The 25,727-nt window shown below is 60.9% G+C and carries 26 protein-coding genes and 1 pseudogene; 17 read left to right on the top strand and 10 right to left on the bottom strand.

Features of this window, described 5'->3' with window-relative positions; translation table 11 throughout:
- From AC19YX_RS12940 to AC19YX_RS12885, 12 genes are all read left to right on the top strand, one after another.
- A complete protein-coding gene (locus AC19YX_RS12940) occupies positions 1-825 on the top strand; it encodes an ABC transporter permease (RefSeq protein WP_020295479.1) in 825 nt (274 codons plus the stop codon).
- A gap of 102 nt (positions 826-927) precedes the next feature.
- Positions 928-2,301, top strand: coding sequence for a sigma-54 interaction domain-containing protein (locus AC19YX_RS12935; protein ID WP_421549390.1), 1,374 nt, complete (start codon positions 928-930; stop codon positions 2,299-2,301).
- Between the two features lie 195 nt (positions 2,302-2,496).
- Entirely contained in the window at positions 2,497-3,645 is a 1,149-nt protein-coding gene (locus AC19YX_RS12930) for an iron-containing alcohol dehydrogenase (protein ID WP_500606387.1), read from the top strand.
- A gap of 79 nt (positions 3,646-3,724) precedes the next feature.
- Positions 3,725-5,170, top strand: a complete 1,446-nt coding sequence (locus AC19YX_RS12925; RefSeq protein WP_421549388.1) for a hypothetical protein — start codon at positions 3,725-3,727, stop codon at positions 5,168-5,170.
- Between the two features lie 119 nt (positions 5,171-5,289).
- Entirely contained in the window at positions 5,290-6,438 is a 1,149-nt protein-coding gene (locus AC19YX_RS12920) for an iron-containing alcohol dehydrogenase (protein WP_201128264.1), read from the top strand.
- A gap of 80 nt (positions 6,439-6,518) precedes the next feature.
- Complete coding sequence (gene rpe, locus AC19YX_RS12915) at positions 6,519-7,193, top strand: ribulose-phosphate 3-epimerase (protein ID WP_078472890.1); 675 nt, start codon at positions 6,519-6,521, stop codon at positions 7,191-7,193.
- Complete coding sequence (locus AC19YX_RS12910) at positions 7,190-8,008, top strand: phosphoglycolate phosphatase (protein WP_078472891.1); 819 nt, start codon at positions 7,190-7,192, stop codon at positions 8,006-8,008. Before rpe ends, AC19YX_RS12910 begins: the two co-directional genes overlap by 4 nt.
- 70 nt (positions 8,009-8,078) lie before the next feature.
- Positions 8,079-9,566, top strand: coding sequence for an anthranilate synthase component I (trpE, locus tag AC19YX_RS12905; RefSeq protein WP_078472892.1), 1,488 nt, complete (start codon positions 8,079-8,081; stop codon positions 9,564-9,566).
- Between the two features lie 12 nt (positions 9,567-9,578).
- A complete protein-coding gene (locus AC19YX_RS12900) occupies positions 9,579-10,172 on the top strand; it encodes an aminodeoxychorismate/anthranilate synthase component II (protein WP_500606386.1) in 594 nt (197 codons plus the stop codon).
- Between the two features lie 9 nt (positions 10,173-10,181).
- Positions 10,182-11,231, top strand: coding sequence for an anthranilate phosphoribosyltransferase (gene trpD / locus AC19YX_RS12895; protein WP_020295488.1), 1,050 nt, complete (start codon positions 10,182-10,184; stop codon positions 11,229-11,231).
- Positions 11,228-12,064, top strand: a complete 837-nt coding sequence (gene trpC, locus AC19YX_RS12890) for an indole-3-glycerol phosphate synthase TrpC (protein WP_078472893.1) — start codon at positions 11,228-11,230, stop codon at positions 12,062-12,064. Before trpD ends, trpC begins: the two co-directional genes overlap by 4 nt.
- Before the next feature lie 68 nt (positions 12,065-12,132).
- On the top strand, positions 12,133-12,834 hold the full coding sequence (locus tag AC19YX_RS12885; protein ID WP_078472894.1) for a lipoate--protein ligase family protein: 702 nt from the start codon (positions 12,133-12,135) through the stop codon (positions 12,832-12,834).
- On the opposite strand, the gene crp is transcribed toward AC19YX_RS12885, so the two are convergent.
- A complete protein-coding gene (gene crp, locus AC19YX_RS12880; RefSeq protein ID WP_020295491.1) occupies positions 12,831-13,475 on the bottom strand; it encodes a cAMP-activated global transcriptional regulator CRP in 645 nt (214 codons plus the stop codon). The two genes, AC19YX_RS12885 and crp, sit on opposite strands and share 4 nt — an antisense overlap.
- Positions 13,476-13,710: 235 nt before the next feature.
- Here crp and AC19YX_RS12875 point away from each other — a divergent pair, with 235 nt between their 5' ends.
- Positions 13,711-14,133 (top strand): OsmC family protein, encoded by a 423-nt coding sequence (locus tag AC19YX_RS12875; protein ID WP_421549386.1) that lies wholly within the window; start codon positions 13,711-13,713, stop codon positions 14,131-14,133.
- A 239-nt stretch (positions 14,134-14,372) separates the two neighbouring features.
- Positions 14,373-15,167 (top strand): adenosylmethionine decarboxylase, encoded by a 795-nt coding sequence (speD, locus tag AC19YX_RS12870; protein WP_020295493.1) that lies wholly within the window; start codon positions 14,373-14,375, stop codon positions 15,165-15,167.
- Positions 15,168-15,228: 61 nt separating this feature from the next.
- Here the strand turns inward: speD and coq7 are convergent, their stop codons facing one another.
- The 6 genes from coq7 to hemJ all read right to left on the bottom strand — a co-directional run bounded on the left by coq7 (position 15,229) and on the right by hemJ (position 19,722).
- Positions 15,229-15,876, bottom strand: coding sequence for a 2-polyprenyl-3-methyl-6-methoxy-1,4-benzoquinone monooxygenase (gene coq7, locus AC19YX_RS12865; RefSeq protein ID WP_500606385.1), 648 nt, complete (start codon positions 15,874-15,876; stop codon positions 15,229-15,231).
- A 126-nt stretch (positions 15,877-16,002) separates the two neighbouring features.
- Positions 16,003-16,341 (bottom strand): histidine triad nucleotide-binding protein, encoded by a 339-nt coding sequence (locus tag AC19YX_RS12860; protein ID WP_020295495.1) that lies wholly within the window; start codon positions 16,339-16,341, stop codon positions 16,003-16,005.
- A 76-nt stretch (positions 16,342-16,417) separates the two neighbouring features.
- A complete protein-coding gene (locus tag AC19YX_RS12855) occupies positions 16,418-17,206 on the bottom strand; it encodes an SDR family NAD(P)-dependent oxidoreductase (RefSeq protein WP_500606384.1) in 789 nt (262 codons plus the stop codon).
- Between the two features lie 60 nt (positions 17,207-17,266).
- Entirely contained in the window at positions 17,267-18,196 is a 930-nt protein-coding gene (locus AC19YX_RS12850; RefSeq protein ID WP_500606383.1) for a DUF805 domain-containing protein, read from the bottom strand.
- A 92-nt stretch (positions 18,197-18,288) separates the two neighbouring features.
- Positions 18,289-19,257: an NAD(P)H-dependent flavin oxidoreductase gene (locus AC19YX_RS12845; RefSeq protein ID WP_201128258.1), complete on the bottom strand. Its 969-nt coding sequence runs from the start codon at positions 19,255-19,257 to the stop codon at positions 18,289-18,291.
- 33 nt (positions 19,258-19,290) lie between these two features.
- Entirely contained in the window at positions 19,291-19,722 is a 432-nt protein-coding gene (gene hemJ, locus AC19YX_RS12840; protein WP_078472898.1) for a protoporphyrinogen oxidase HemJ, read from the bottom strand.
- Between the two features lie 135 nt (positions 19,723-19,857).
- Between hemJ and argC the strand changes: the two genes are divergently transcribed.
- Together argC and erpA are read left to right on the top strand one after the other, a co-directional pair.
- Positions 19,858-20,892 carry an N-acetyl-gamma-glutamyl-phosphate reductase gene (argC, locus tag AC19YX_RS12835; RefSeq protein ID WP_421549384.1) on the top strand — a complete coding sequence of 345 codons (1,035 nt, stop codon included), beginning with the start codon at positions 19,858-19,860 and terminating at the stop codon, positions 20,890-20,892.
- 138 nt (positions 20,893-21,030) lie between these two features.
- On the top strand, positions 21,031-21,381 hold the full coding sequence (gene erpA / locus AC19YX_RS12830) for an iron-sulfur cluster insertion protein ErpA (RefSeq protein WP_007947969.1): 351 nt from the start codon (positions 21,031-21,033) through the stop codon (positions 21,379-21,381).
- A gap of 66 nt (positions 21,382-21,447) precedes the next feature.
- Here the strand turns inward: erpA and AC19YX_RS12825 are convergent, their stop codons facing one another.
- Together AC19YX_RS12825 and AC19YX_RS12820 are read right to left on the bottom strand one after the other, a co-directional pair.
- Positions 21,448-22,539, bottom strand: a complete 1,092-nt coding sequence (locus AC19YX_RS12825) for an anhydro-N-acetylmuramic acid kinase (RefSeq protein ID WP_078472900.1) — start codon at positions 22,537-22,539, stop codon at positions 21,448-21,450.
- Positions 22,540-22,542: 3 nt separating this feature from the next.
- Complete coding sequence (locus tag AC19YX_RS12820; protein WP_500606382.1) at positions 22,543-23,964, bottom strand: peptidoglycan DD-metalloendopeptidase family protein; 1,422 nt, start codon at positions 23,962-23,964, stop codon at positions 22,543-22,545.
- Between the two features lie 209 nt (positions 23,965-24,173).
- Between AC19YX_RS12820 and tyrS the strand changes: the two genes are divergently transcribed.
- A complete protein-coding gene (gene tyrS / locus AC19YX_RS12815; protein WP_500606381.1) occupies positions 24,174-25,373 on the top strand; it encodes a tyrosine--tRNA ligase in 1,200 nt (399 codons plus the stop codon).
- A gap of 122 nt (positions 25,374-25,495) precedes the next feature.
- On the opposite strand, the pseudogene AC19YX_RS12810 reads toward tyrS, so the two are convergent.
- Positions 25,496-25,727: pseudogene (locus AC19YX_RS12810) on the bottom strand (hypothetical protein); the annotation flags it as partial.

Raw genomic sequence — 25,727 nt, 5'->3', positions numbered from 1 at the left:
ATGCTGAGCCCTTACATGTCGCCCGTCGAGCGGGTCTGGTTCTACAGCTTGCGCATTCTCTGCGGGCTGATCCTGCTGTTCCTGATTCTGCCGGTGCTGGTGATCATCCCGCTGTCGTTCAACTCGGGGAGTTTTCTGGTGTACCCGTTGCAGGGCTTCTCGCTGCACTGGTACCAGGACTTCTTCGCCTCCGCCGAATGGATGCGCGCCCTGAAGAACAGCATCATCGTCGCCCCGGCGGCCACGGTGCTGGCGATGATCTTCGGCACCCTGGCGGCCATCGGCCTGACCCGCGGCGACTTCCCGGGCAAGGCACTGGTGATGGCGCTGGTGATCTCGCCGATGGTGGTGCCGGTGGTGATTATCGGTGTTGCCAGCTACCTGTTCTTCGCGCCGCTGGGCATGGGCAATAGCTTCTTCTCGCTGATCGTGGTGCATGCGGTGCTGGGCGTGCCCTTTGTGATCATCACCGTCTCGGCCACCTTGCAGGGGTTCAACCACAACCTGGTGCGGGCGGCGGCCAGCCTGGGCGCGTCGCCGCTGACGGCGTTTCGCCGGGTGACCTTGCCATTGATCGCGCCGGGGGTGATCAGCGGAGCCCTGTTCGCTTTTGCCACCTCGTTCGATGAAGTGGTGGTGACCCTGTTTCTCGCCGGCCCGGAACAGGCAACCCTGCCACGGCAGATGTTCAGCGGCATCCGCGAAAACCTCAGCCCGACCATCGCCGCGGCGGCAACACTGCTGATCGCCTTCTCGGTGGTGCTGTTGCTGACCCTGGAATGGCTGCGCGGGCGCAGTGAGAAGCTGCGTACCGCACAAGTCTGAATCCTCTCGGCGGCCTCGGACCAAGGTCGGGGCCGCCGCGCAACACCTGCCTGCCGATCAGCCGTAAACTTCGCGTCCCACAAGCCGACCGCGGAGTCCCGGGTGAACTTCAACGATGCCAGTTTCGAAGAGCTGCTCAATGCCCTGCATGACGGTGTCTACATCACCGACGGCCAGGGCAAGACCCTCAAGGTCAACCAGGCCTACGAACGGCTGACCGGCTTGAGCGGCGCCGATTTGCTCGGGCGGCAGATGCAGGAACTGGTCAAGTCCGGGCTGATTTCCCAGTCCGCCTCGTTACGCGTGCTGCAGGACGGCAAGCCGACGTCGGTGATGCAGAGCCTGAGCCAGGGCAAAAAACTGTTGGTCAGTGCTACGCCGATCCTGGCGGCCGACCAGAGCATCCGCTACGTGGTCAGCACCGTGCGAGACATGACCGAACTGCTGCGCATGAAGCGCGAGCGCGACGAGTTGCAGCAGCTCAAGCAATTGCGCAACAGCACCGCCCGGTTGCACGCCGGCCAGCGCGACAACCTGCTGCAATCACCTCTGATGGCCGACCAGGAGGTCTCCGGGCGGGTGTTCGCCCTGGCGCGGCAGGTGGCCGACTGCGATGTGAAGGTTTTGCTCCAGGGCGAGACCGGTGTCGGCAAGACCCTGGTGGCGCAGTACATCCACACTGCCAGCGGGCGCGCCCGCGAACCCTTCCTCGCACTCAATTGCGGGGCCCTGCCGGAAAACCTGATCGAGGCCGAGCTGTTCGGCTACGCCCCGGGGGCCTTTACCGGTGCCGGCAGCAAGGGCAAGCGCGGGCTGCTGGAGTTGGCGCACAACGGCACGCTGTTTCTCGATGAAATCGGCGACCTGCCGCTGGCGGTGCAGGTCAAGCTGCTCAAGGTGATCGAGGAAAACCGCTTTATCCCGGTGGGCGGCCTGGAGCTCAAGGAAGTCGATGTGCGCATCATCAGCGCCACCCACCACGACCTCAAGCAACGGGTGGCCGAGGGCAAGTTCCGCGCCGACCTGTACTACCGGCTGAATGTGGTGCCGATCATGATTCCGGCATTGCGCGAGCGCAGCGAGGAGGTCGGGCCCTTGCTCGAGTACTACCTGCAGCACTTCAACCAGCGCTATCAGCGCCAGGCGCAATGGAGCCTGGAAGCCCTCGACCTGCTGGGGGAATACGCCTGGCCGGGCAATATCCGCGAGCTGATCAACGTGGTCGAGCGTCTGGTGGTGACCTGCAGCAACCCCGTGATCGAAGCCCTGGACCTGCCCGAGGAAATCATCGATGTGCAGGCACGCAACACCGATGACAGCCGCCTGCCGCTGCGCAAGGTGCTGGAGAACGCCGAGCGCCAGGCCATACGTTCAGCCTTGCAGCTGCACAAGACCACCCGCCTGGCGGCCAAGGCGCTGGGGGTGAGCCAGGCCACGGTGGTGCAGAAGATGAAGCGCTGGGAGCGCTCTGATTAGATTGCTGATCAAGGGCCGCCCGGTTGATTAGAAAACCAATCGCAAGTGCCCGGTCATTTGCCCCTCGCACCCCGGCAGGCCTTGATCTACAAAGCCTGCGACATCTTGGCACAGCTTTCGCTCTATAGCGTTCGAGCCCTTCGGAGAGCCGCCCCTGCGCGGCTCTTGCCACAACAATTAATCAAGGCCGAGCTGATGAGTATTTCCGCGTTCAAAATTGCCAACAAACTGATTACCGGCCAAGGCGCCATCGAACAACTGGCCGGCGAACTCACGCGCCTCAAGATCAGCCATCCGTTGATCGTCACCGACGCGATTCTGGTCAAGTCCGGCACCGTCGACCTTGCCCTGGCCCAGTTGGGCGGGCGCCAATATGGGATTTTCGATGAGGTCAAACCCGAGCCCGAGATTGCCATTGTCGAAGACTGTGCCCGGGCCTATCGGGCTGGAGCCCACGATGGCCTGATCGGCGTGGGCGGCGGCAGCGCCATCGATATCGCCAAGGCGGTGGCGGCCTTTGTCGGTCATGACGGCCCGCTGGAGGCGCTGTTTGGCGTCGACCAGGTGCCGCGCAAGGGGCCGCCGCTGATTGCCATTCCAACCACGGCCGGCACCGGTTCCGAGGTCACCAATGTGGCGATCCTCTCCGACAAGGCGGCGCAACTGAAGAAAGGCATCGTCAGCGACTATCTGTTGCCGGACGTGGCCCTGGTCAGCCCGCAGATGACCTTGAGCTGCCCGCGCAGCGTAACCGCCGCCAGCGGGGTGGATGCCCTGGTGCATGCCATCGAGTCCTACCTGTCGGTGAATGCCTCGCCGATCACCGATTCCCTGGCCCTGGGGGCGATTCGCCTGATCGTCAAGGCGCTGCCCAAGGCCTACGCCAACCCGGCCAACCTGCACGCCCGGGAAGACATGGCCACCGCCAGCCTGATGGCCGGCATGGCCTTTGGCAATGCCGGGGTCGGCGCGGTGCATGCCCTGGCCTACCCGCTGGGCGGGCGTTTCAATATCGCCCACGGCGTGAGCAATGCCTTGCTGCTGCCCTATGTCATGGCCTGGAACAAAATGGCCTGCGTCGAGCGCTTTCGCGACATCGCCGACGCCATGGGCGTGCCCCTGGCAGGCCTGAGCGAGCAGCAGGCGGCCAGCCTGGCAGTGGAGGCGATGGCCGAGTTGTGCGCCGCCGTCGATATTCCCACCGGCATGCGCAGCTTCGGCGTGCCCGAAGAGGCGATCCCGGCCATGGCCCAGGAAGCCGCCGGCATTGAGCGCCTGATGCGCAACAACCCGCGCAAGCTCAGCGCCGCCGATATCGAGCAGATCTACCGCGCCGCGTACTGATCGACCCACGCCCGTGGCGGTCCGTGCCGCTGCGGGCGGTTTTACACCGCAACCAATACCAATAAGACAGGTGCAGTTGATGCCAACCCCTTCCGATACGCGGCACGAGTCGCCGTACATACCCCTTGGCCCGTTCAAGGTGCGTTTGCCCTTTATCCACTACAAGTTCGAACTGCCGGATTACCTGCAGGGCCTGTTGATGTGCGCCGTCGACCTGGCGGCCATTCCGTTGATGACCGAATTTCTCGGCATGCCGTTCGAAATCGCCCTGGCCGTGGTGATGCTCAATGGCTTGCTGTACCTGGCCCACCACCTGCTGGGCGACCCCGTGGTGCCGGGCTGGATCACGCCGGCGGTGCCGTTGTTGATGGCCTACTGCTCGCAGTTCCCCATGGGCCCGGAGCGTGTCCATGCCTTGATTGCCTTCCAGTTGATGCTCGGGGTGTTTTCCATTGCCCTGGGGGCTACCGGCATGGCGCGCAAGGTGGTGGGGTTCGTGCCCTCGGCGATCAAGTCGGGGATCATCGTCGGCGCCGGCATCAGCGCGGTCACGGCGGTGTTCCAGGTGGGCGGCAAGTTCGACAGCCTGCCCTGGACCATTTCCATCGCCATCGGCATTGCCTTCTACCTGATCTTTTCCCAGCACTTTGCCCAGCTCAAGCTGCGCAACCGCTTCTGGTGGAACTTCGCCAAGCTCGGCATCCTGCCGATCATTCTGTTGGCGGTGGTGATTGCGCCGCTGTTTGGCGAGGCGCCGTGGCCGACTATCCAATGGGGCTTCAGCAAGCCGGACTTCGTGGGCCTGTGGAGCAACTACACGGTGTTCGGCCTGGGCATGCCGCCGCTGTCGATGTTCATTACCGCGTTGCCGACCATGCTGGCGGTGTACATCATCGTGTTCGGCGACGTGCTCAGTGCCAAGGTGCTGCTGGACGAGGCCGAGCAGATCCGCAAGGACGAGAAGATCGACTATGACCCGGACCGCTCGCACCTGATCTTCGGTGGGCGTAACGCCTTCATGAGTATTTTTGGCCCGGACATCGCCATGTGCGGCCCGAAGTGGGCGGCGATGCTGGTAGTGGTCATCGAACGCTTCAAGGGCGGGCCCAAGGCCATGAAGTCGATCTATGGCGGCATGGGTTCGTTCCGCTGGGGCACCAATACCGGCTTGCTGTTGCTGCCGGTGGTGACCCTGGTGCAGCCGATTCTTGGCGTGGCCCTGGCCTTGACCTTGCTGATCCAGGGCTATGTCAGCGTGCGCCTGGGGATTCTCGAAGCGCGCAGCCAGCGTGACCTGGGCATTGCCGGGGTGATCGGCGCGGTCCTGGCGATCAAGGGCGCCAGCTGGGGGTTTGCGATTGGCGTGGTGCTGTGCCTGCTGATCTACGGCAAGAACTTCTTCAAGGGCGAGAACGACAAGACCTTCAGCAAGGACCTGAACAGCCCCGACGCGCCGCCAGCGCCCGCCGAGCCTGCGGCCACTGCAGCCACGGTGCAACGCCAGGCGGCCCGCGAATCGGTCTAGGTGATGGTGCGGTTCGCCCCGTTACTGGCATGGGCCGGCGGCAGGGCGAGCCGAACTGACAAACTCCGATCCCCAGCTACTCTTTGTGCCAGCTCCCATCGTTATAAGAGGCTGCGCCCATGAGTCTTTCCTCGTTCAAAATCGCTCACAAACTGCTCACCGGCGCTGGCGCCATCGAGCAGTTGTCCGCTGAACTGACCCGCCTGGATGTGGATAACCCGCTGATCGTCACCGATGCCGCACTGGTCAAGTCCGGCACGGTGCAGCTGGCGCTGGCGCAATTGGGTGAACGCAGCTACGAAATCTTCGACCGGGTGCAACCGGACCCGGAAATCACCATCGTCGAAGACTGCATGCGGGTCTACCGCGAGGGTGGGCACGACGGCCTGATCGGCCTGGGCGGCGGCAGTGCGATTGATATCGCCAAAAGCGTCGCGGCGTACGCCGGTTATCACGGCGCCCTGGCGGACCTGTTTGGCGTGGACCAGGTACCGCGCAAGGGGCCACCGCTGATTGCGATCCCAACCACGGCCGGCACCGGTTCCGAAGTGACCAATGTGGCGATTCTTTCCGACAAGGCGGCGCAATTGAAGAAGGGCATCGTCAGTGACTACCTGCTGCCGGACGTGGCGCTGGTCAGCCCGCAGATGACCCTGACCTGCCCGCGCAGCGTGACCGCCGCCAGCGGGGTGGATGCGCTGGTGCATGCGGTCGAGTCCTATCTGTCGCTGAATGCGTCGCCGATCACCGACGCCCTGGCCATGGGGGCTATCAAACTGATCGCCAGGGCGCTGCCCAAGGCCTACGCCAACCCCGCCAACCAGCAGGCCCGCGAAGACATGGCCACTGCCAGCCTGATGGCCGGCATGGCGTTCGGCAATGCCGGGGTCGGTGCGGTGCATGCGTTGGCTTATCCACTGGGCGGGCGCTTCAATATCCCCCACGGCGTGAGCAACGCCTTGCTACTGCCCTATGTCATGACCTGGAACAAAATGGCCTGTGTCGAGCGTATGCAGGATATCGCCGAAGCCATGGGGGTGAAGACCGCCCATCTCAGCGCCCTGGAGGCTGCCGAGAGCGCGGTGGCGGCGATGACCCAATTGTGCGCGGCGGTGGAGATTCCCCTGGGGTTGCGCAGCTTCGGCGTGCCGCAAGAGGCGATCCCGGCCATGGCCCAGGAAGCGGCGGGCATCGAGCGTCTGATGCGCAATAATCCTCGCCAACTGAGCCCTGCCGATATCGAGAAGATCTATCGCGCAGCCTACTGATCATCGCAGCCACGGTGTGCGCCCCAAAGCATGAGGTATACAATGCGCGCCACCGTGATTCTGCTCAAAAAAGGTGCGTCATGCAGCCCTTCGTAATTGCTCCGTCGATTCTCTCCGCCGATTTCGCCCGCCTGGGTGAGGAAGTGGACAACGTTCTCGCCGCCGGCGCCGACTTCGTGCACTTCGATGTCATGGACAACCACTACGTGCCGAACCTGACGATCGGTCCGATGGTGTGCGCCGCCCTGCGCAAGTACGGCGTTACCGCGCCAATCGATGCGCACCTGATGGTCAGCCCGGTGGATCGCATCATCGGCGACTTCATCGAGGCCGGTGCGACCTACATCACCTTCCACCCGGAAGCCACGCTGCACATCGACCGCTCCCTGCAAATGATCCGCGAAGGCGGTTGCAAGGCGGGTCTGGTGTTCAACCCGGCCACCTCGCTGGATGCGCTCAAGTACGTGATGGACAAGGTCGACATGGTCCTGCTGATGAGCGTCAACCCGGGCTTCGGCGGGCAGAAGTTCATCCCCGGCACCCTCGACAAGCTGCGCGAAGCGCGGGCCTTGATCGATGCGTCCGGACGCGACATCCGCCTGGAGATCGACGGCGGGGTCAACGTCAATAACATCCGTGAAATCGCCGCCGCTGGCGCTGACACCTTTGTGGCCGGCTCGGCGATCTTCAACACGCCGAACTATCAGGAAGTGATCGACAAGATGCGCTCCGAACTGGCGTTGGCTCGTCCATGAGCGGATTTGAGCAGTTGTTCCCCGGGCGCCTGCCACGGCTGGTGATGTTCGACCTCGATGGCACCTTGGTCGATTCGGTGCCAGACCTGGCGGCGGCCGTGGACGACATGCTGCTCAAACTGGGGCGCCCGCCCGCCGGCATCGAGTCGGTGCGCGAGTGGGTCGGCAACGGCGTGCAGATGCTGGTACGCCGGGCCCTGGCCAACAGCCTGGATCCCGAAGGCGTCGATGACGTCGAAGCCGAACACGCTCTGGAGCTGTTCAATGTGGCCTATGAGGATGGGCATGCGCTGACCGTGGTCTACCCCGGCGCGCGGGAAACCCTCAAGTGGCTGCACAAGCAGGGCGTGGAGATGGCGCTCATCACCAACAAGCCGGAGCGTTTTGTCGCGCCGCTGCTGGATCAGATGAAGATCGGCCGGTATTTCCGCTGGATCATCGGCGGCGATACCCTGCCGCAGAAGAAGCCTGACCCGGCGGCGCTGTTTTTCGTGATGAAAATGGCCAGCGTCCCGGCGTCGCAATCGCTGTTTGTCGGGGATTCGCGCAGTGATGTGCTGGCTGCCAAGGCCGCCGGGGTGAAGTGCGTGGCCTTGAGTTACGGCTACAACCATGGCCGGCCGATTGCCGAAGAGTCGCCAGCGCTGGTGATCGACGACCTGCGCCAGCTAATTCCCGGTTGCCTGGATCCTGCCGCTGAGATAACGTTGCCCGACGCTGTTCCATCCCCTCCTGGAAACTCCATCGTGGTGGTCACTCGCAAACTCTGGATGAAAGTCATCAAGGCCCTGGCCCGCTGGCGTTGGCGCGCCTGACTTTTTCTGGCCGGCTTCGCCGGCACGTTTGCATACCTGACTGTTAGACCCTCAAGCCACGAGGCACCTCATGATCCGTGAAGAATTCTTGCGTTTGGCCGCTGCCGGCTACAACCGCATTCCGCTTGCCTGCGAAACCCTGGCCGACTTCGATACGCCACTGTCGATCTACCTGAAACTGGCCGACCAGCCCAACTCCTATCTGTTGGAGTCGGTGCAGGGCGGCGAGAAGTGGGGGCGTTACTCGATCATTGGCCTGCCGTGCCGCACCGTGTTGCGGGTGCATGACCACCAGGTCAGCGTGACCCACGACGGCGTCGAGATCGAAAGCCTCGAAGTGGCCGACCCGCTGGCCTTTGTCGAAGAATTCAAGGCGCGCTACAACGTGCCGACCATCGCCGGCCTGCCGCGTTTCAACGGCGGCCTGGTGGGGTATTTCGGTTATGACTGTGTGCGCTATGTGGAGCGGCGTCTGGGCAAGTGCCCGAACCCGGATCCGCTGGGGGTGCCGGACATTCTGCTGATGGTCTCCGATGCCGTGGTGGTGTTCGACAACCTGGCAGGCAAGATGCACGCGATCGTGCTGGCCGACCCGGCCCAGGACGATGCCTACGAGAAGGGCCAGGCGCGTCTGCAGGAATTGCTGGCGCAATTGCGTCAGCCGATCACGCCGCGTCGCGGCCTGGACTTCAGCCAGCAACAGGCGGCTGATCCGGTGTTCCGCTCCAGTTTTACCCAAGGCGACTACGAGCGTGCGGTCGACACCATCAAGGAATACATCCTGGCCGGTGACTGCATGCAGGTGGTGCCATCGCAACGCATGTCCATCGACTTCACGTCGGCGCCGATCGATCTGTATCGCGCGCTGCGCTGCTTCAACCCGACGCCTTATATGTACTTCTTCAATTTCGGCGATTTCCACGTGGTGGGCAGTTCGCCGGAAGTGCTGGTGCGGGTCGAAGACAACCTGATCACTGTGCGACCGATTGCCGGCACCCGCCCGCGTGGCGCCACTGAAGAGGCGGACCTGGCGCTGGAAGAGGACCTGCTGTCTGACGACAAGGAAATCGCCGAGCACCTGATGCTGATCGACCTGGGCCGCAACGACACCGGTCGGGTATCCGAGATCGGTTCGGTGAAACTCACCGAGAAGATGGTGATCGAGCGCTATTCCAACGTGATGCACATTGTTTCCAACGTCACCGGCCAGTTGAAAGCCGGGCTGACCGCCATGGATGCGCTGCGGGCGATTCTGCCGGCGGGCACCCTGTCCGGGGCGCCGAAGATTCGCGCGATGGAAATCATCGACGAACTGGAGCCGGTCAAGCGTGGCGTCTATGGTGGCGCAGTGGGTTATTTCGCCTGGAACGGCAACATGGACACCGCGATTGCGATTCGCACGGCGGTGATCAAGGACGGCGAACTGCATGTTCAAGCCGGGGGCGGCATTGTGGCCGACTCGGTGCCGGCATTGGAGTGGGAAGAGACGCTGAACAAGCGCCGCGCGATGTTTCGTGCCGTTGCGCTCGCTGCACAATCCCCCGCGTCCGATGCCTGAGGAGCTTTTACTATGTTGCTGATGATCGATAATTACGACTCCTTCACCTATAACGTCGTGCAGTACCTCGGCGAGTTGGGGGCGCAAGTCAAAGTGGTGCGCAACGACGAGCTGACCGTGGCGCAGATTGAAGCGCTCAAGCCTGAGCGGATCGTGGTATCTCCCGGCCCGTGCACGCCGACCGAGGCCGGTGTGTCCATCGAGGCCATCAAGTATTTCGCCGGCAAACTGCCGATTCTCGGCGTGTGCCTGGGCCACCAGTCCATCGGCCAGGCCTTTGGTGGCGACGTGGTACGGGCCCGGCAAGTGATGCACGGCAAGACCAGCCCGGTGTTCCACAAGGATCAGGGCGTTTTCGGCGGCCTGAACAATCCGCTGACCGTGACCCGCTATCACTCGCTGGTGGTCAAGCGCGAAACCTTGCCCGACTGCCTGGAACTGACTGCCTGGACGCAGCTGGAAGACGGCTCCGTCGACGAGATCATGGGGTTGCGCCACAAGACGCTGAATATCGAGGGTGTGCAATTTCACCCCGAGTCTATTCTCACCGAGCAGGGCCACGAGCTGTTCGCCAATTTTCTTAAACAGAGCGGCGGCACGCGCTAAGGACTTTCCATGGATATCAAGACTGCCCTGAGCCGTATCGTCGGCCATCTGGACCTGAGCACGGACGAAATGCGCGATGTCATGCGCGAAATCATGACCGGTCAATGCACCGATGCGCAGATTGGCGCCTTCATGATGGCCATGCGAATGAAAAGCGAGAGCATCGACGAAATTGTCGGCGCGGTCTCGGTCATGCGTGAGCTGGCAGACAAGGTCGAACTGAAAACCCTCGACGGCGTGGTCGACGTGGTCGGCACTGGCGGCGATGGGGCCAATATCTTCAACGTCTCCACCGCGTCTTCGTTTGTGGTCGCCGCCGCCGGTTGCACCGTGGCCAAGCACGGTAATCGTGCAGTTTCCGGCAAGAGCGGCAGTGCCGACCTGCTGGAAGCGGCCGGGATCTACCTGAACCTGACCCCGGTCCAGGTGGCGCGCTGCATCGATAACGTCGGCATCGGCTTCATGTTCGCCCAGTCGCACCACGGTGCGATGAAGCACGCCGCCGGGCCGCGCCGCGACCTGGGGCTGCGTACCCTGTTCAATATGCTCGGCCCGCTTACGAATCCGGCCGGGGTCAAGCACCAGGTGGTCGGGGTGTTCAGCCAGGCCTTGTGCCGTCCGTTGGCCGAAGTCTTGCAGCGTCTGGGCAGCAAGCATGTGCTGGTGGTGCATTCCCAGGATGGCCTGGATGAGTTCAGCCTGGCCGCGCCGACCTTTGTCGCGGAGTTGAAAAACGATGCCATCACCGAGTATTGGGTCCAGCCCGAAGACTTGGGCATGAAGAGCCAGAGCCTGTTCGGCCTGGTGGTCGAAAGCCCTGCGGCGTCGCTTGAGTTGATCCGCGACGCGCTCGGCCGGCGCAAGACCGAACATGGGCAGAAAGCAGCGGAGATGATCGTGCTCAATGCCGGCGCCGCGCTGTATGCCGCCGACCATGCCAGCAGCCTCAAAGAGGGCGTTGCCCTGGCCCACGATGCGTTGCACACCGGCCTGGCCCGGGAGAAGCTCGAGGAACTGGGTGCCTTTACCGCGGTATTCAAGCAGGAGAATGAGGGATGAGTGTGCCGACGGTTCTGGAAGCGATTCTTGCCCGCAAGGTGCAGGAAGTTGCCGAGCGTAGCGCGCGGGTCAGCCTGGCTGAACTCGAAGGCCTGGCTCGGGCTGCTGATGCACCCCGTGGTTTCGCCAAGGCTCTGCTGGCGCAGGCCAAGCTCAAGCAGCCAGCGGTGATTGCCGAGATCAAGAAAGCCTCGCCGAGCAAGGGCGTGATTCGCGAAAACTTCGTGCCGGCGGATATCGCCAAGAGCTACGAGAAGGGCGGGGCGACCTGTTTGTCGGTGCTGACCGATATCGACTACTTCCAGGGCGCCGATGCCTACCTGCAGCAGGCCCGTGCGGCCTGCAAGCTGCCGGTAATCCGCAAGGACTTCATGATCGATCCGTATCAGATCATTGAGGCCCGCGCCCTGGGCGCCGATTGCGTGTTGCTGATCGTGGCGGCCCTGGACGACGGGAAAATGGCCGAACTGGCCGCCGTCGCCAAAAGCGTGGGCCTGGATGTACTGGTCGAAGTGCACGACGGTGACGAACTGGAGCGCGCGCTGAAGACCCTCGACACGCCCTTGGTCGGCGTCAACAACCGCAACCTGCACACCTTTGACGTCAGCCTGGAAACCACCCTCGACCTGCTGCCGCGTATTCCCCGCGATCGCCTGGTGATCACCGAGAGCGGCATTCTCAACCGCGCCGATGTGGAGCTGATGGAAATCAGCGACGTCTATTCGTTCCTGGTTGGCGAAGCGTTCATGCGCGCCGAAAGCCCGGGCGCGGAGTTGCAGCGTCTGTTCTTCCCGGAGCGTGGCCTGCCGGTGACCGGCTCCACGCTGGATTGAACCTGACCCCATGAAGAAGCCGGCGATGCCGGCTTTTTTATAGCCATCGCCAAGGAAGCTCTACTGCCATGACTCAGCCCGTTGCCCTGACCGTCGAAGCCGGCCTGCAAGCCGAACAGGACCTGCTGGCGCGCATCTGTGCCGGCGATGAAGATTTTGGCCTGCTGTTCTGGCGGCCGAGCGATAAAGCCCTGGTCATGCCCCGTCGTCTGAGTCGACTGGCGGATTTCGAACAGGCCTGCACGGCGGTGGCGGCCACCGGCTGGCCGGTGCTGCTGCGTGAGACCGGCGGCGAACCGGTGCCCCAATCGGCCGCGACGGTGAATATCGCCCTGGTCTATGCGCCGCCGCGCAGCGAAGGGGATCAGAGTCGGATCGAAACCGCCTACCGCCGGCTGTGCCAGCCGATCTGCGACCTGCTGAGCGAGCTGGGCGGTACGCCTTCGCTGGGGGAGGTGGACGGCGCCTTCTGCGATGGACGTTTCAACGTCAATCTGGATGGCCGCAAGCTGGTGGGCACGGCGCAACGCTGGCGCCAGAGCCGGGGCGGGCAGCGCCCGGTGGGGTTGGTGCATGGTGCGCTGCTGCTGGATAACGAGCGTGAGTCGATGGTCGCCGCGGTCAATTGCTTCAATCAGGCCTGTGGCCTGGAGCAGCGCTGTCGCGCCCAGAGTCATATCGCGCTGCATGAGGCCTTTGCCGCTCCTCAGGCCATGGAGCGCCTGGAGACCCTGTATCGGCAGATGCTGGCGCAGGTATTCGCCGCTTAACGGGTGCCGAACACCACCATGGTCTTGCCTTTGACGCTCACCAGGTTGCGCTCTTCGAGGTCCTTGAGCACCCGACCGACCATCTCCCGCGAACAGCCGACGATGCGCCCGATCTCTTGCCGGGTGACCTTGATCTGCATGCCATCGGGGTGAGTCATGGCGTCCGGCTGCTTGCACAACTCCAGCAGGCAGCGGGCAACCCGCCCCGTGACATCGAAGAAGGCCAGGTCGCCGACCTTGCGGGTGGTGTTGCGCAAGCGCTGGGCGATTTGCCCGCTGAGCACGTACAGAATGTCCGGGTCGACCTGGGACAGCTCACGGAACTTGGCGTAGCTGATTTCCGCCACCTCGCACTCGACCTTGGCCCGGACCCATGCGCTGCGTTGTTGCTCGTGTCCGGCCTGCTCGAACAGCCCCAGCTCACCGAAAAAATCCCCGGAGTTGAGGTAGGCGATGATCATTTCCCGTCCGTCATCGTCTTCGATGAGGATGGTGACCGAGCCCTTGATGATGAAGAACAGCGTGTCCGACGCATCGCCCGCGCAAATGATATTGCTCTTGGCCTGATAGCGACGGCGCTGACAGTGCATCAGCAGCTTGTCGAGGTTCTTGATCTTGGGGGTGGGGGCAATAGCAACCATGGTTGTATCCCGAAAAGACTACACGGTGGTGTTTTGGTTTTCTTATGAGGCCTGTTGCCGGGCCATTTCAAGCTGGCGATGCGCCATTGATTTGGCGCCAGCTTAACAGACGGATCTCGCTCAAATTAAGATATTTCCGAGTGACAGCCGCGGGTGCCGATGAATCGTCAGCACGCCGCCGTTTCAGGCCCCTGTGCTAAGCTGGCGACCCTTTTTTAGCAGTGGAGTCTTGGCCATGAAGGCACGCATCCAATGGGCAGGCGAAGCCATGTTCCTCGGTGAATCGGGCAGCGGGCATGTGGTGGTAATGGATGGCCCGCCGGAAGCCGGTGGCCGCAACCTGGGCGTTCGCCCTATGGAAATGCTCCTGCTCGGCGTGGGCGGTTGCAGTAACTTCGATGTGGTCAGCATTCTCAAGAAGTCTCGGCAGGCCGTTGAAAGCTGCGAAGCCTTCCTCGAAGCCGAGCGCGCCACCGAAGACCCCAAGGTGTTTACCAAGATCCACATGCACTTTGTGGTCAAGGGCCGCGGGCTCAAGGAAGCCCAGGTCAAGCGCGCCATCGAGCTGTCGGCCGAAAAGTATTGCTCGGCATCGATCATGCTTGGCGCTGCCGGCGTAGCCATTACTCACGATTACGAAATCGTCGAGCTGGCTTGAATCGACATTCAACTATCATAAAAGCGGCGCAGACTCTGGCGATCACTGGCTGAGGTCTGCATAATGCGCCACTTTTTTCAGGGCAGTGATCGGTTAATCAACAGGTCACGCGCCCGAACAGACAACCAAAATCGCCATCGCGAAGAGGTGTTAACCGTCCTACGCAGCTGCGTCGTTCGCATCTGACGGGCATGCTTGATCACGCGGCCGTGCCGCAATACACAGAGAGTTTTCAAACGGTGAAAAGCAAACTCAAGCTCCATGGGTTCAATAACCTGACAAAGACCTTGAGCTTCAACATCTATGACATCTGCTATGCGGAAACCCCGCAGGACCAGCAGGCCTATGTCGAATACATCAACCAGATGTACGACGCGGAACGCCTGACGCAGATCCTCACGGAAGTTGTCGATATCATTGGTGCCAATATCCTGAACATCGCCCGTCAGGATTACGATCCCCAAGGTGCCAGCGTGACCATTCTGATCTCGGAAGAGCCGGTAACGCCTACCGAGAGCCAGATCGAAGAGTCCCCAGGCCCGTTGCCTGAAATTATCCTGGCCCACCTCGACAAGAGCCACATCACGGTGCACACCTATCCGGAGATCCATCCGGTGGACGGTATTGCAACTTTCCGTGTGGATATCGATGTGTCGACTTGCGGGGTCATTTCACCGCTTAAAGCCCTCAACTTCCTCATTCACCAGTTCGAGTCGGACATTGTGACCGTGGATTACCGCGTGCGGGGTTTCACCCGTGACGTCGAAGGCAAGAAGCACTTCATCGACCACGAGATCAACTCGATCCAGAACTACTTGTCCGAAGACACCCGCGACGGTTACCAGATGACCGATGTGAATGTGTACCAGGAGAATATGTTCCACACCAAAATGCTGCTGAAGAACTTCGAACTGGATAACTACCTGTTCGGCGACGCCACCAGCAACCTGTCCACCGAGCAGCGTGCCCAGGTGACAGAGCGTGTGAAGCACGAAATGCTGGAAATCTTCTACGCGCGCAACATGCCGAGCTGATTTTCAGGCAAAAGAAAGGGCGCTGAGATAGCGCCCTTTTTTGTGCCTGCGATTTACCGCGTCAGATGCGGTAGGTGCTCTTGGTCATGACCTTGGCCAAGAGGCTCATGCCGAACTTTACCGGTGCCGGGAAGCGGAAACCGCCGGCCTCCAGTGCGCTCTGGGCATGGTGTTCTTCGTCGGTGCGCATTTGTTGCAGGATCGCCCGGGACTTTTCGTCCTCGGCCGGCAATTGCTCCAGGTGTTCATTCAAGTGCTTGCACACCTGGTCTTCGGTGGCGGCCACGAAACCCAGGCTGACCTTGTCGCTGATCAAGCCGGCGACCGCGCCGATACCGAACGAAAGGCCGTAGAACAGCGGGTTGAGCACACTGGGGTGGCTGCCCAACTGGCGAATGCGTTGTTCACACCAGGCCAGGTGGTCGATTTCCTCTTCGGCGGCGTGCTCCATGGCCGCGCGCACCTGGGGCAACTTGGCGGTCAGGGCCTGGCCCTGATACAGCGCCTGGGCGCAGACCTCGCCGGTATGGTTGATCCGCATCAGGCCCGCGACGTGGCGGGTGTCTTCTTCAGTCATCTGCGCATCGGGCTGCACAATGGCTGGCGAAGGGCGATAAGGCTGGCCACTGAAGGGCAGCAGGGTGCGCATGGCCGTATCGGCTTGCAGCAGCAGACGGTCAATCGGCGAGTAGTGACGTTGGGTAGTCATGCTTACCTCCGGGAAAAATCACGGCGGCCAGTTTACCCCAATCGATGGGACGAAACCTGCGCTGGATCAGCGCACCCTCGCCTGAAACAGGCTGAGAGTGCGCCGCAAAACGGCCAGATAGAGCGATCAGCCCGGAGGCCAGTTCATCTGGCGCTGGCCAAGTACGTGCATGTGAATGTGATAGACGGTTTGCCCGCCCAGCTCATTGCAGTTCATGACCACACGGAAACCATCTTCACAGCCCAGCTCCTTGGCCAGGCGCTGAGCGGTGAACAGAATATGGCCGGCCAGGGCCTTGTCGTCCTCGGTGAGGTCGTTGAGGGTGCGCACCGGTTTCTTCGGGATCACCAGAAAGTGCACTGGCGCTTGCGGAGCAATGTCGTGGAAGGCCAGGACCTGGTCGTCCTCGTAAATGATCTTCGCGGGTATTTCTCTGTTGATGATCTTGGTGAACAGAGTATCCACAGCTGTTTCTCCATTGGGTGGGTCCGGGCTGAGTGTACTCAGGCGACCTGCGTGCGCCCAGCCATTTACGTGATGCCTAGCGCGGGCAATAGGCCCTGTTGGCGTAGCCGACCAGCTTGCGCGTCAGCCAGCGTGAGCCCAGGCGGCTGCTGAATGCCATCCAGCGGTTCAGGCGGCCGGGAATGATGATCGCGCGATTCTTTTCCATGGCGCGCACGGCATAGAGTGCAACTTCCTCGGGGCTCATCAGCAATTTGCTGGCTTGCAGCTTTTCAGCGTTCAGTTGGGCGGTGCGAAAGAACGCGGTGCGTGTCGGGCCGGGGCAGAGCACCGAAACCTTGACCGCGCAGTTTTTCAACTCTTCGCGCAAGCCTTCGGAAAAGTGCAGGACGTAAGCCTTGCTCGCGTAGTAGGTGCTCATCCAGGGGCCGGGATAAAAGGCGGCAACTGAAGCGACATTAAGAATCTGCCCGCCGCCCAGCAAGGCCATGCTGTTGCCCAGGGCATGGCACAGGCGGGTCAGGGCCAGGATGTTGACTTCAATCAGGTCCTGTTCGGTCATCCAGTCCTGTGCCAGGAATGGGCCGCTGGTACCCATGCCGGCGCAATTGACCAGCAGATCGATCTGCCGATCGCCTTCTTCGAGTTCCAGCAGAAAGCCCGAGAGACGCAGTGGCTCGCCCAGGTCGCACGCGCGAAACAGCACCTCTACGCCAAAGCGCTGGGTCAGTTCAAGGGCGATACTTTCCAACTGATCACGCTGACGGGCCACCAGAATCAGGTTGCGCCCGCGCCGGGCCAGTGCTTCCGCCAAGGCCAGGCCTATGCCGCTGGAAGCGCCAGTGATCAGAGCGTAACGGCTCATGCAGTTCTCCATCGCAACGGCCAATGGCCCGCGACAGAGAGGTCGCAGGCTCAGGTACGTTTATTCTTCTTCATAGTCTACAGCGGGTGAGGCCGCTTCGGCCGCGTCTTCATCGCCGGTTGCGTTCTGGCTTTCGCTGTAGCTGGAGCTGCTTTCGCTGTACTCACTGAGCGAACTCAGGCCGCCTGCCACGCCGGCAACGATGATCAGGGCGATCAACGCCACCCACATCCACGCCAATGCTTTTACGGCTGTGGTGTTTGGCGGTGGTGGCGGGCCGTAACGGTTGGCGATGTTGCTGCCGGGGCTGACGACCAGGACCAGTGGGAAGAAGCTGCCCACGATGGGCACAAAGTTGATTAGCCAGAGCCAGCCGGACCAGCCCAGGTCATGCAGACGCTGAACACTGATCTGGATGCTGACCACGACGAAGGCCACGAACAGCACAATCGCGACCAGGGCACCAAACCCCATGGCCAACCCTGAAGACTCCGCGGACATCAGGCTGGCAAAGCCGATCAGGGCGCCGATCCCGACCACCACCATCATCGCTACGGTCAGTACCAGGGTCCAGGCCAGGTAGCGCAGGCGGCCGATACGGCCCTGGATGCTGAAGACCTTGAGCTCGGAAAACTCTGGCAGCACTTCACCCACGGTGGCCCGGGGTGGGGCGTAGGGCGATTCAGGATTGCTGGCCGCGATCGGGGCCGCGACGGGGGGCGTGTGTTCGACGTGCGCGAGGTTCAGGTCCAGGGCTTGTTCAGCCTCAATGCGCGCGGCGATCCCGGTGTTGTGCAGGGCTTCGAGGTAGCGGTCGGCATCGGCTTGGGACAGTTCGCGCTTGAGTACCACCGGCTGGCCGCCGAACAGGGGTTCGATTGCGGCAATGTCGCTCTTGAACAGCTCGGCGAGCTTTTGCTGAGCGCTGTTTTTTTCGACACCGGGTAACAGGGCGCCATCGAAAACAATCTTGAAGCGGGGTTCGCTCATAGGGGCATCCTTGTCATCTGAAATGAAGGCTTACATAAAGGTCAGCAGTTTAAGGCCAGGTACCCGTGGCTGGCTAACAAACCTCAGACATTTCAGCGTGGCCAACGTTTCGGCAGTTGGCTCGCCTGCTCAAGTGCCTGGCGGTACTCGGCATCCAGGCGTGCAATCAATTGGTCGACACTGGGCAGATCGTGGATCTCGCCTACCCCTTGACCCGCAGACCACACGGTTTTCCAGGCTTTGGCCTCGTCGCTGACGGGTTTGAGCTTGGAGCCGAAGTTGACCTCGCCCTTGCCTTGCAGGGCGGCGAGGTCGAAACCTGCATTTTCCAAGCTCTGGCGCATAAAACTGGCGGGAACCCCGGACACCGCGGCGGTGTGCACGATATCGGCGGCTCGGGAGCTCAGCAGCATCTCTTTATAGGCATCCGGGGCGTGGCTTTCCGTGGTGCCGATGAAACGGGTGCCGAAGTAAGCCAGGTCCGCGCCTAGCATCTGTGCGGCGAGCACCTCGTGGCCGTGGTTCAAGCAGCCGGCGAGCAACAGGGTCTTGTCGAAGAACTGGCGGATCTCCGCGATCAGCGAGAAGGGACTCCAGGTGCCGGCGTGGCCCCCCGCGCCGGCGGCCACGGCAATCAGTCCGTCGACCCCGGCCTCGGCTGCCTTTTCCGCATGGCGACGCGTGGTGACGTCATGGAACACCAGGCCACCATAGCTGTGCACCGCATCGACCAATTCCTTCACGGCGCCCAGGCTGGTAATGACGATCGGCACTTTGTGCTCGATGCAAATCTCCAGGTCGGCCTGCAATCTCGGGTTGCTGTTATGCACGATCAGGTTGACGGCATAGGGCGCGGGATTTTCCAGTGTCGCCAGCCCCGCTTCGATTTCCTCGAGCCAGGCCTTGAACCCGCTGCTTTCACGCTGGTTCAGTGCCGGAAAGCTGCCGACCACGCCATTACGGCAGCAAGCCAGGACCAATTGCGGGTTGGAAATCAGGAACATGGGCGCCACGACCACTGGCAGACGCAGGCGTTGTTCGAGCAGAGCAGGCAGCGACATTGGAAGTACCCCGGTTAATGACGTCTGTAGAGGTTAGAACGGTCGTACAACAACCAAAATTACAATAGCCAGCAATATCAGAACGGGTACTTCATTGAACCAGCGATAAAAGACATGGCTGCGGGTGTTTTCGCCACGGGCAAAACGTTTCACTTGCGCGCCGCACATGTGGTGGTAGCCGATCAGGATCACCACCAGGGTCAACTTGGCGTGCATCCAGCCACCCTGGCCGAAGTAGGCGCTGGGGTTGAGGCTCAGCAGCCAGATGCCGAACACCAGGGTCGCGACCATCGCCGGGCCCATGATCCCGCGATACAGCTTGCGCTCCATGAGGCTGAAGCGCTCCTTGCTCACGGTGTCCTCGCTTTGGGCGTGGTAGACAAACAGTCGTGGCAGATAAAACAGGCCGGCAAACCAGCAGACCACACTGACGATATGAAAAGCTTTGAGCCATAGATAAAGCATTTTTAGTTATTCCCAGGTTCACGGTAGGCGAGATAGTAGAGGGTAGAGCGTCCGCACGTCACCTTGACGGTTGTCGCAGGGCAGGGCGCGCCCTATCATCGACGGCTTTCCAGTGGGTTCGTTGAGGGCAGGTATATGGTCAAGGTCGGTATCGTCGGCGGCACGGGTTACACCGGTGTCGAATTGCTGCGTCTATTGGCACAGCACCCGCAGGCGCAAGTGGAAGTCATTACTTCGCGATCCGAGGCCGGGCTGGCTGTAGCCGATCTGTACCCCAACCTGCGAGGCCACTATGACGGCCTGGAATTCAGCGTGCCGGATATCAACACCCTGGGCGCCTGCGACGTAGTGTTTTTCGCGACGCCCCATGGCGTAGCCCACGCGCTGGCCGGTGAGTTGCTGGCGGCCGGGACCAAGGTCATCGATCTGTCGGCCGATTTCCGTCTGCAGGATGCCGAGGAGTGGGCCAAGTGGTACGGCCAGCCCCACGGTGCGCCCGAGTTGCTGGGCGAAGCGGTCTACGGACTGCCGGAAGTCAATCGCGAGCAGATCAGGAACGCCCGCCTGATTGCTGTACCAGGTTGCTATCCGACGGCGACCCAGCTGGGTTTCCTGCCGTTGCTGGAATCCGGCCTTGCCGATAGCTCCCGCCTGATTGCCGACTGCAAATCCGGGGTCAGCGGTGCCGGTCGCGGCGCCAGCGTTGGTTCCCTGTATTCAGAAACCTCGGAAAGCATGAAAGCCTACGCCGTCAAAGGCCATCGCCACCTGCCGGAAATTCGCCAGGGCCTGCGCCGGGCAGCAGGCCAGGATGTGGGCCTGACGTTTGTCCCGCACCTGACGCCGATGATTCGCGGCATTCACTCCACGCTTTATGCAACCGTGGTCGACAGGTCGGTCGATTTGCAGGCACTGTTCGAAAAGCGCTATGCCAGCGAGCCTTTCGTGGATGTGATGCCCGCGGGCAGCCACCCGGAAACGCGCAGTGTGCGCGGCGCCAACGTCTGCCGGATTGCCGTGCATCGGCCGCAGGACGGCGATCTGGTGGTGGTGTTGTCGGTGATCGATAACCTGGTCAAGGGCGCATCCGGCCAGGCAGTGCAGAACCTCAACATCATGTTCGGTCTGGATGAGCGTTTGGGCCTGTCCCACGCCGGCATGTTGCCGTAACTGCACAGGGCATCCAGGCGGTCGGCTTGTAGCTTCAGGCTTGCCGCTGCTCCGCTAATAGTTGACCGCTTTTCTAGGAGAAGCGGATAATGCCCGTCATCACGCATTATGGCGGCGTAACGCCGGGAGATAGTCAGCATGAGCGTCGAATCCTTCACCCCCACGGCTTTGCAATTCACCCACGGTGCTGCGCACAAGGTGAAGAGCCTGGTCGATGAAGAGGGTAATGATCGCTTGAAGCTGCGCGTATTCGTTACGGGCGGCGGTTGTTCAGGGTTTCAATACGGTTTCACTTTCGATGAGGAAGTGGCCGATGACGACACCATCGTCGAGCGCGAAGGTGTGAGTCTGGTGGTTGATCCGATGAGTTTCCAATACCTGGCGGGTGCCGAGGTGGATTACCAGGAAGGTCTGGAGGGCTCGCGTTTCGTGATCAAGAACCCGAATGCCAGCACCACCTGTGGTTGCGGTTCATCGTTCTCGATCTGATCCGATTCAAGGTTTTACTCAACGCCGCATAGCTTCAAGGCCTTGCGGCGTTTTGCTGTCTGGCGATCAGGCCGGGTAGATCGCGCCCAGTACTCGCAGGCCATGGGCGCCAGTGACGCTCGGTCGGTTGGCGGCAATACCCTCAAGACAGCAATGAGCCAGCCAGGCGAAAGCCATGGCCTCGACCCAATCCGGGTCCACGCCATGGGTCGCGGTACTGGCCACCTTGCTGTGAGGGAGCAACTGGGCCAGGCGGTTCATCAGGGCGGAGTTATGAGCGCCGCCGCCGCAGACCAGCAGCTCCTGGGTGGCCGGCTGGGCGGCTTGCAGTGACTCGGCGATGGTCAGCGCGGTGAGTTCGAGCAGGGTTGCTTGAACGTTTTCCGGCGCAAAGGCTGGCAATGTGGCGAGATGCTGTTGCAACCATGGCAGATTGAACACTTCGCGGCCGGTGCTTTTTGGGCCCTGGGTGGCAAAGAAAGGATCGCTCAATAGCGTCTTCAGCAAGCTGGCTTCGACGTTACCGCTGGCAGCCCATCTGCCGTCCCGGTCAAAGTTATCCCCACGCTGGGAGTGGATCCACGCATCCAGCAGCACGTTGCCTGGGCCGCAGTCGAATCCGGCCACCGGCTTGTCGCGTTCTATCAGGCTCAGGTTGCTGAAGCCGCCCACATTCAGCACCGCACGCTGGCCGGCGCGCTGCTCGAACAGTGCTTCGTGAAAGGCCGGGACTAGCGGGGCGCCTTGCCCGCCTGCAGCCACGTCGCGGCTACGAAAGTCGCTGACTACGGTGATCCCGGTCAGCTCTGTCAGCAGCGCCGGGTTACCGATCTGCACCGTAAACCCCCGAGCGGGTTCGTGGCGAATGGTTTGCCCATGGCTGCCAATCGCTCGAATGCTGTCGGGTTTCAATTGCTGCTTTTCGAGAAGACTGTGAATGCCCTGTGCGGCCAGCCGGACCCAGTGTTGTTGGGCGATGGCTGAACGGGCAATCTCATCGGGGCCGCTGGCGCACAAAGCCAAGAGCTCGGCGCGCAGGGATTCAGGCATGGGGATGTAATGGGTGGCGAGCAGTTTGATCGCCGGGCTCTGTTCAATCAGTGCGATGTCCAGGCCATCAAGGCTGGTTCCGGACATCACACCTATATAGAGCACCATGGCTTAGCGTTTGCTCGAGGCCAGCATGGTGGCCCGTTCCTGATCCATGCGCGCCATCAGCGGCTGGCTCTGTTGCAGGAAACGCGCGCGTTCTGCTTTTGCAATTGGGTCGGCCATTGGCAGCTTCTGGCCCAGCGGGTCGACGTGGACACCGTTGACCTGGAACTCATAGTGCAGGTGCGGGCCAGTGGATAGACCGGTAGTACCGATATAGCCAATGATTTGGCCCTGCTTGACGTTTCCGCCGGTCTGCACGCCCTTGGCGAAACCTTGCATGTGGCCGTACAGCGTGCGGTAGGTATTGCCGTGCTGGATGATCACCGTATTACCGTAGCCGCCGCGGCGACCGGCCAGCAATACCTTGCCATCACCTGCGGCCTTGATTGGTGTACCGCGTGGTGCCGCGTAATCAACGCCCTTGTGAGCGCGGATCTTGTTCAGGATCGGATGCTTGCGCCCCATGGAAAAGCGCGAGCTGATGCGTGCGAAGTCCACTGGGGTGCGGATGAACGCTTTGCGCATGCTATTGCCGTCAGCGGTGTAGTAGCTGCTGGTGCCTTGCTTGTTGGTGTAGCGCACTGCGGTGTAGGTCTTGCCGCGGTTGGTGAAACGAGCAGAAAGAATGTTGCCGGTACCGACCGTCTTGCCGTTGATCACTTTCTGCTCATAGATCACGTCGAATTCGTCGCCCTGGCGAATGTCCTGAGCAAAGTCGATGTCGTAGCCAAACACGTTGGCCATGTCCATGGTCATGTTGTGGGACAGGCCTGCGCGCGCCGCCGACTGGGACAGCGAGCTGTTGATCACGCCATGTACATAAGCCGAGCGCACAACCGGTTTGGTGATGACGCGATTGAAGGCATAACCCTTGGGGCCTTTGGTCAGGGTGATGCTTTCGAGGTCACTGACTTTGCTGTGCAGGTTGTTCAGCTGGCCGTCTGGGCTCAGTTCGAACTCCAGTTTCTGACCGTGCTTGAGTTGGGTGAATTGCTTGGCCTGTTTGTTGCTGGCCAGCAGTTCATGCACCGATGAGGTGGGCAGGCCTACCTTTTCGAACAGCGTGGAAAGCGTATCGCCTTTACTAACTATGACTTCTCTATGGCCCGGCGCCTTCGGCTCTTCTGCCGCGACTGGAGCGGGTTCGGCTTCAGCGGTTTGCGCGGGGTCTTCTGTGGTGTTTTCAATCTGTGCAAAAGGCGAAGCGACGGCTTCATTTGTGGCTTGGACGGCGTCGGCAGCGTCTTGATCTTGTGTCAGTTGTTCTGCTGGACTTTCCAGGTCAAGACTCAGGGTTGTTCGTTTGGCTTCTACATCACTGGAAGGGAATACCAGGAGAGCCAGGCTGAGGAGGGCGGCGATACCACTTGCTGCGAGCAGGTGGGTCTTCGGATAAAGCGGCGGCGCTTTAGACGGTTCTGTGGTCATAGGTAATTTGACTTTGAAAAGATGAATTGGAAAAGATGAATGACATGATGAAGATGAAATAACTGTATAAAATATAACCAAATCATCTGTGACGCAAGCTCGCGGACACTCTGCTCGTGCAATGGCCTCCGCGCGCGGGGCAAAACTTGTAATTAGTCCGTGATCTTGTATGGTTGGTTCCCTTTGAATCTGAGCCTTACGGGTCTGTTATGAAGTCGGTTGAAGAGCAGCTAGCGCTGATCAAACGTGGTGCGGAAGAAGTATTGGTCGAGTCCGAGCTGATCGAGAAGCTCAAGCGCGGTCAGCCGCTGCGTATTAAAGCTGGCTTCGATCCGACTGCGCCGGATTTGCACTTGGGTCATACCGTGCTTATTAATAAGCTGCGTCAGTTCCAGGATCTGGGTCACCAGGTGATCTTCCTGATTGGCGACTTCACCGGCATGATCGGCGATCCGAGTGGCAAGAGCGCAACGCGTCCTCCTTTGACCCGTGATCAGGTTCTCGATAACGCCGAGACTTATAAAAGTCAGGTCTTCAAGATTCTAGATCCGGCCAAAACCGAAGTGGCCTTCAACTCCACATGGATGGACAAGATGGGGCCGGCGGATTTCATTCGCCTGACTTCTCAGTACACCGTAGCTCGCATGCTTGAGCGCGATGACTTCGACAAGCGCTACTCGACCAATCAACCCATTGCGATTCACGAGTTTCTCTACCCGCTGGTTCAGGGGTATGACTCGGTGGCATTGCGTGCCGACGTCGAACTGGGCGGTACTGATCAGAAGTTCAATCTGCTGATGGGGCGTGAGCTGCAGCGTGGTTATGGTCAGGAGGCTCAGTGCATCCTGACCATGCCGTTGCTCGAAGGGCTGGATGGCGTCAAGAAGATGTCCAAGTCGCTGGGTAACTACGTCGGTATTCAGGAAGCGCCGGGCGTCATGTACAGCAAGCTGGTCTCCATTCCGGATGCGCTGATGTGGCGTTACTTTGAGCTGCTCAGCTTCCGCACGATGGAAGAGATCCTTTCCTTTAAAGCGGATGTTGAAGCGGGTGCCAATCCACGGGATATCAAGATCAAGCTGGCGGAAGAGATCGTTGCGCGCTTCCATGGCGAAGAGGCTGCGGCGAACGCTCATCGCGGCGCGGGCAATCGCATGAAGGATGGCGAGCTGCCGGATGATCTGCCAGAGGTCGAACTGGTTGCAGCCGAGGATATGCCGATCGCGGCTGTCCTTAATAAGGCAGGCCTGGTGAAGAACTCTGCCGTGGCGCGGGATCTTCTCGGCTCGGGTGGTGTGCGTATAGATGGTGAAGTGGTTGATCGCACCTTTATATATAAGCTGGGCGCGACTCATGTTTGCCAAGCCGGCAAGAAGGCATTTGCACGAATTACCCTCAAATCTGAATAAAGCTGAAATTAGGGGTTGACGGCAGATTCTGGAAGTCTATAATTCGCCCCACTTCCGGCGCAGTCGAAACGGAAAACTCCTTGGTAAACAAAGAGTTACGCGGTTTTCGACAGCGAGCTGCTTCAGATCATCGAAGCCCAGAAGGAGTTGATAGAGCAGTGTTGTTTGGCTCTATTAGCGGTTCGATCTTCTCGGTCGAAAGCGGTGAAAAGAAGGTGTTGACAACGGCGAGTAACGCTGTAGAATTCGCCTCCCGCTAACGAGAGATCGGAAGCGCAAGTGGTTGAAGTTGTTGAAGAAATCTTCGAAAACTTCTGAAAATAATCACTTGACAGCAAATGAGGCTGCTGTAGA

This window comes from Pseudomonas sp. MF09150 (assembly GCF_059862355.1).
This window is presented reverse-complemented; position numbering and strand designations above follow the sequence as displayed.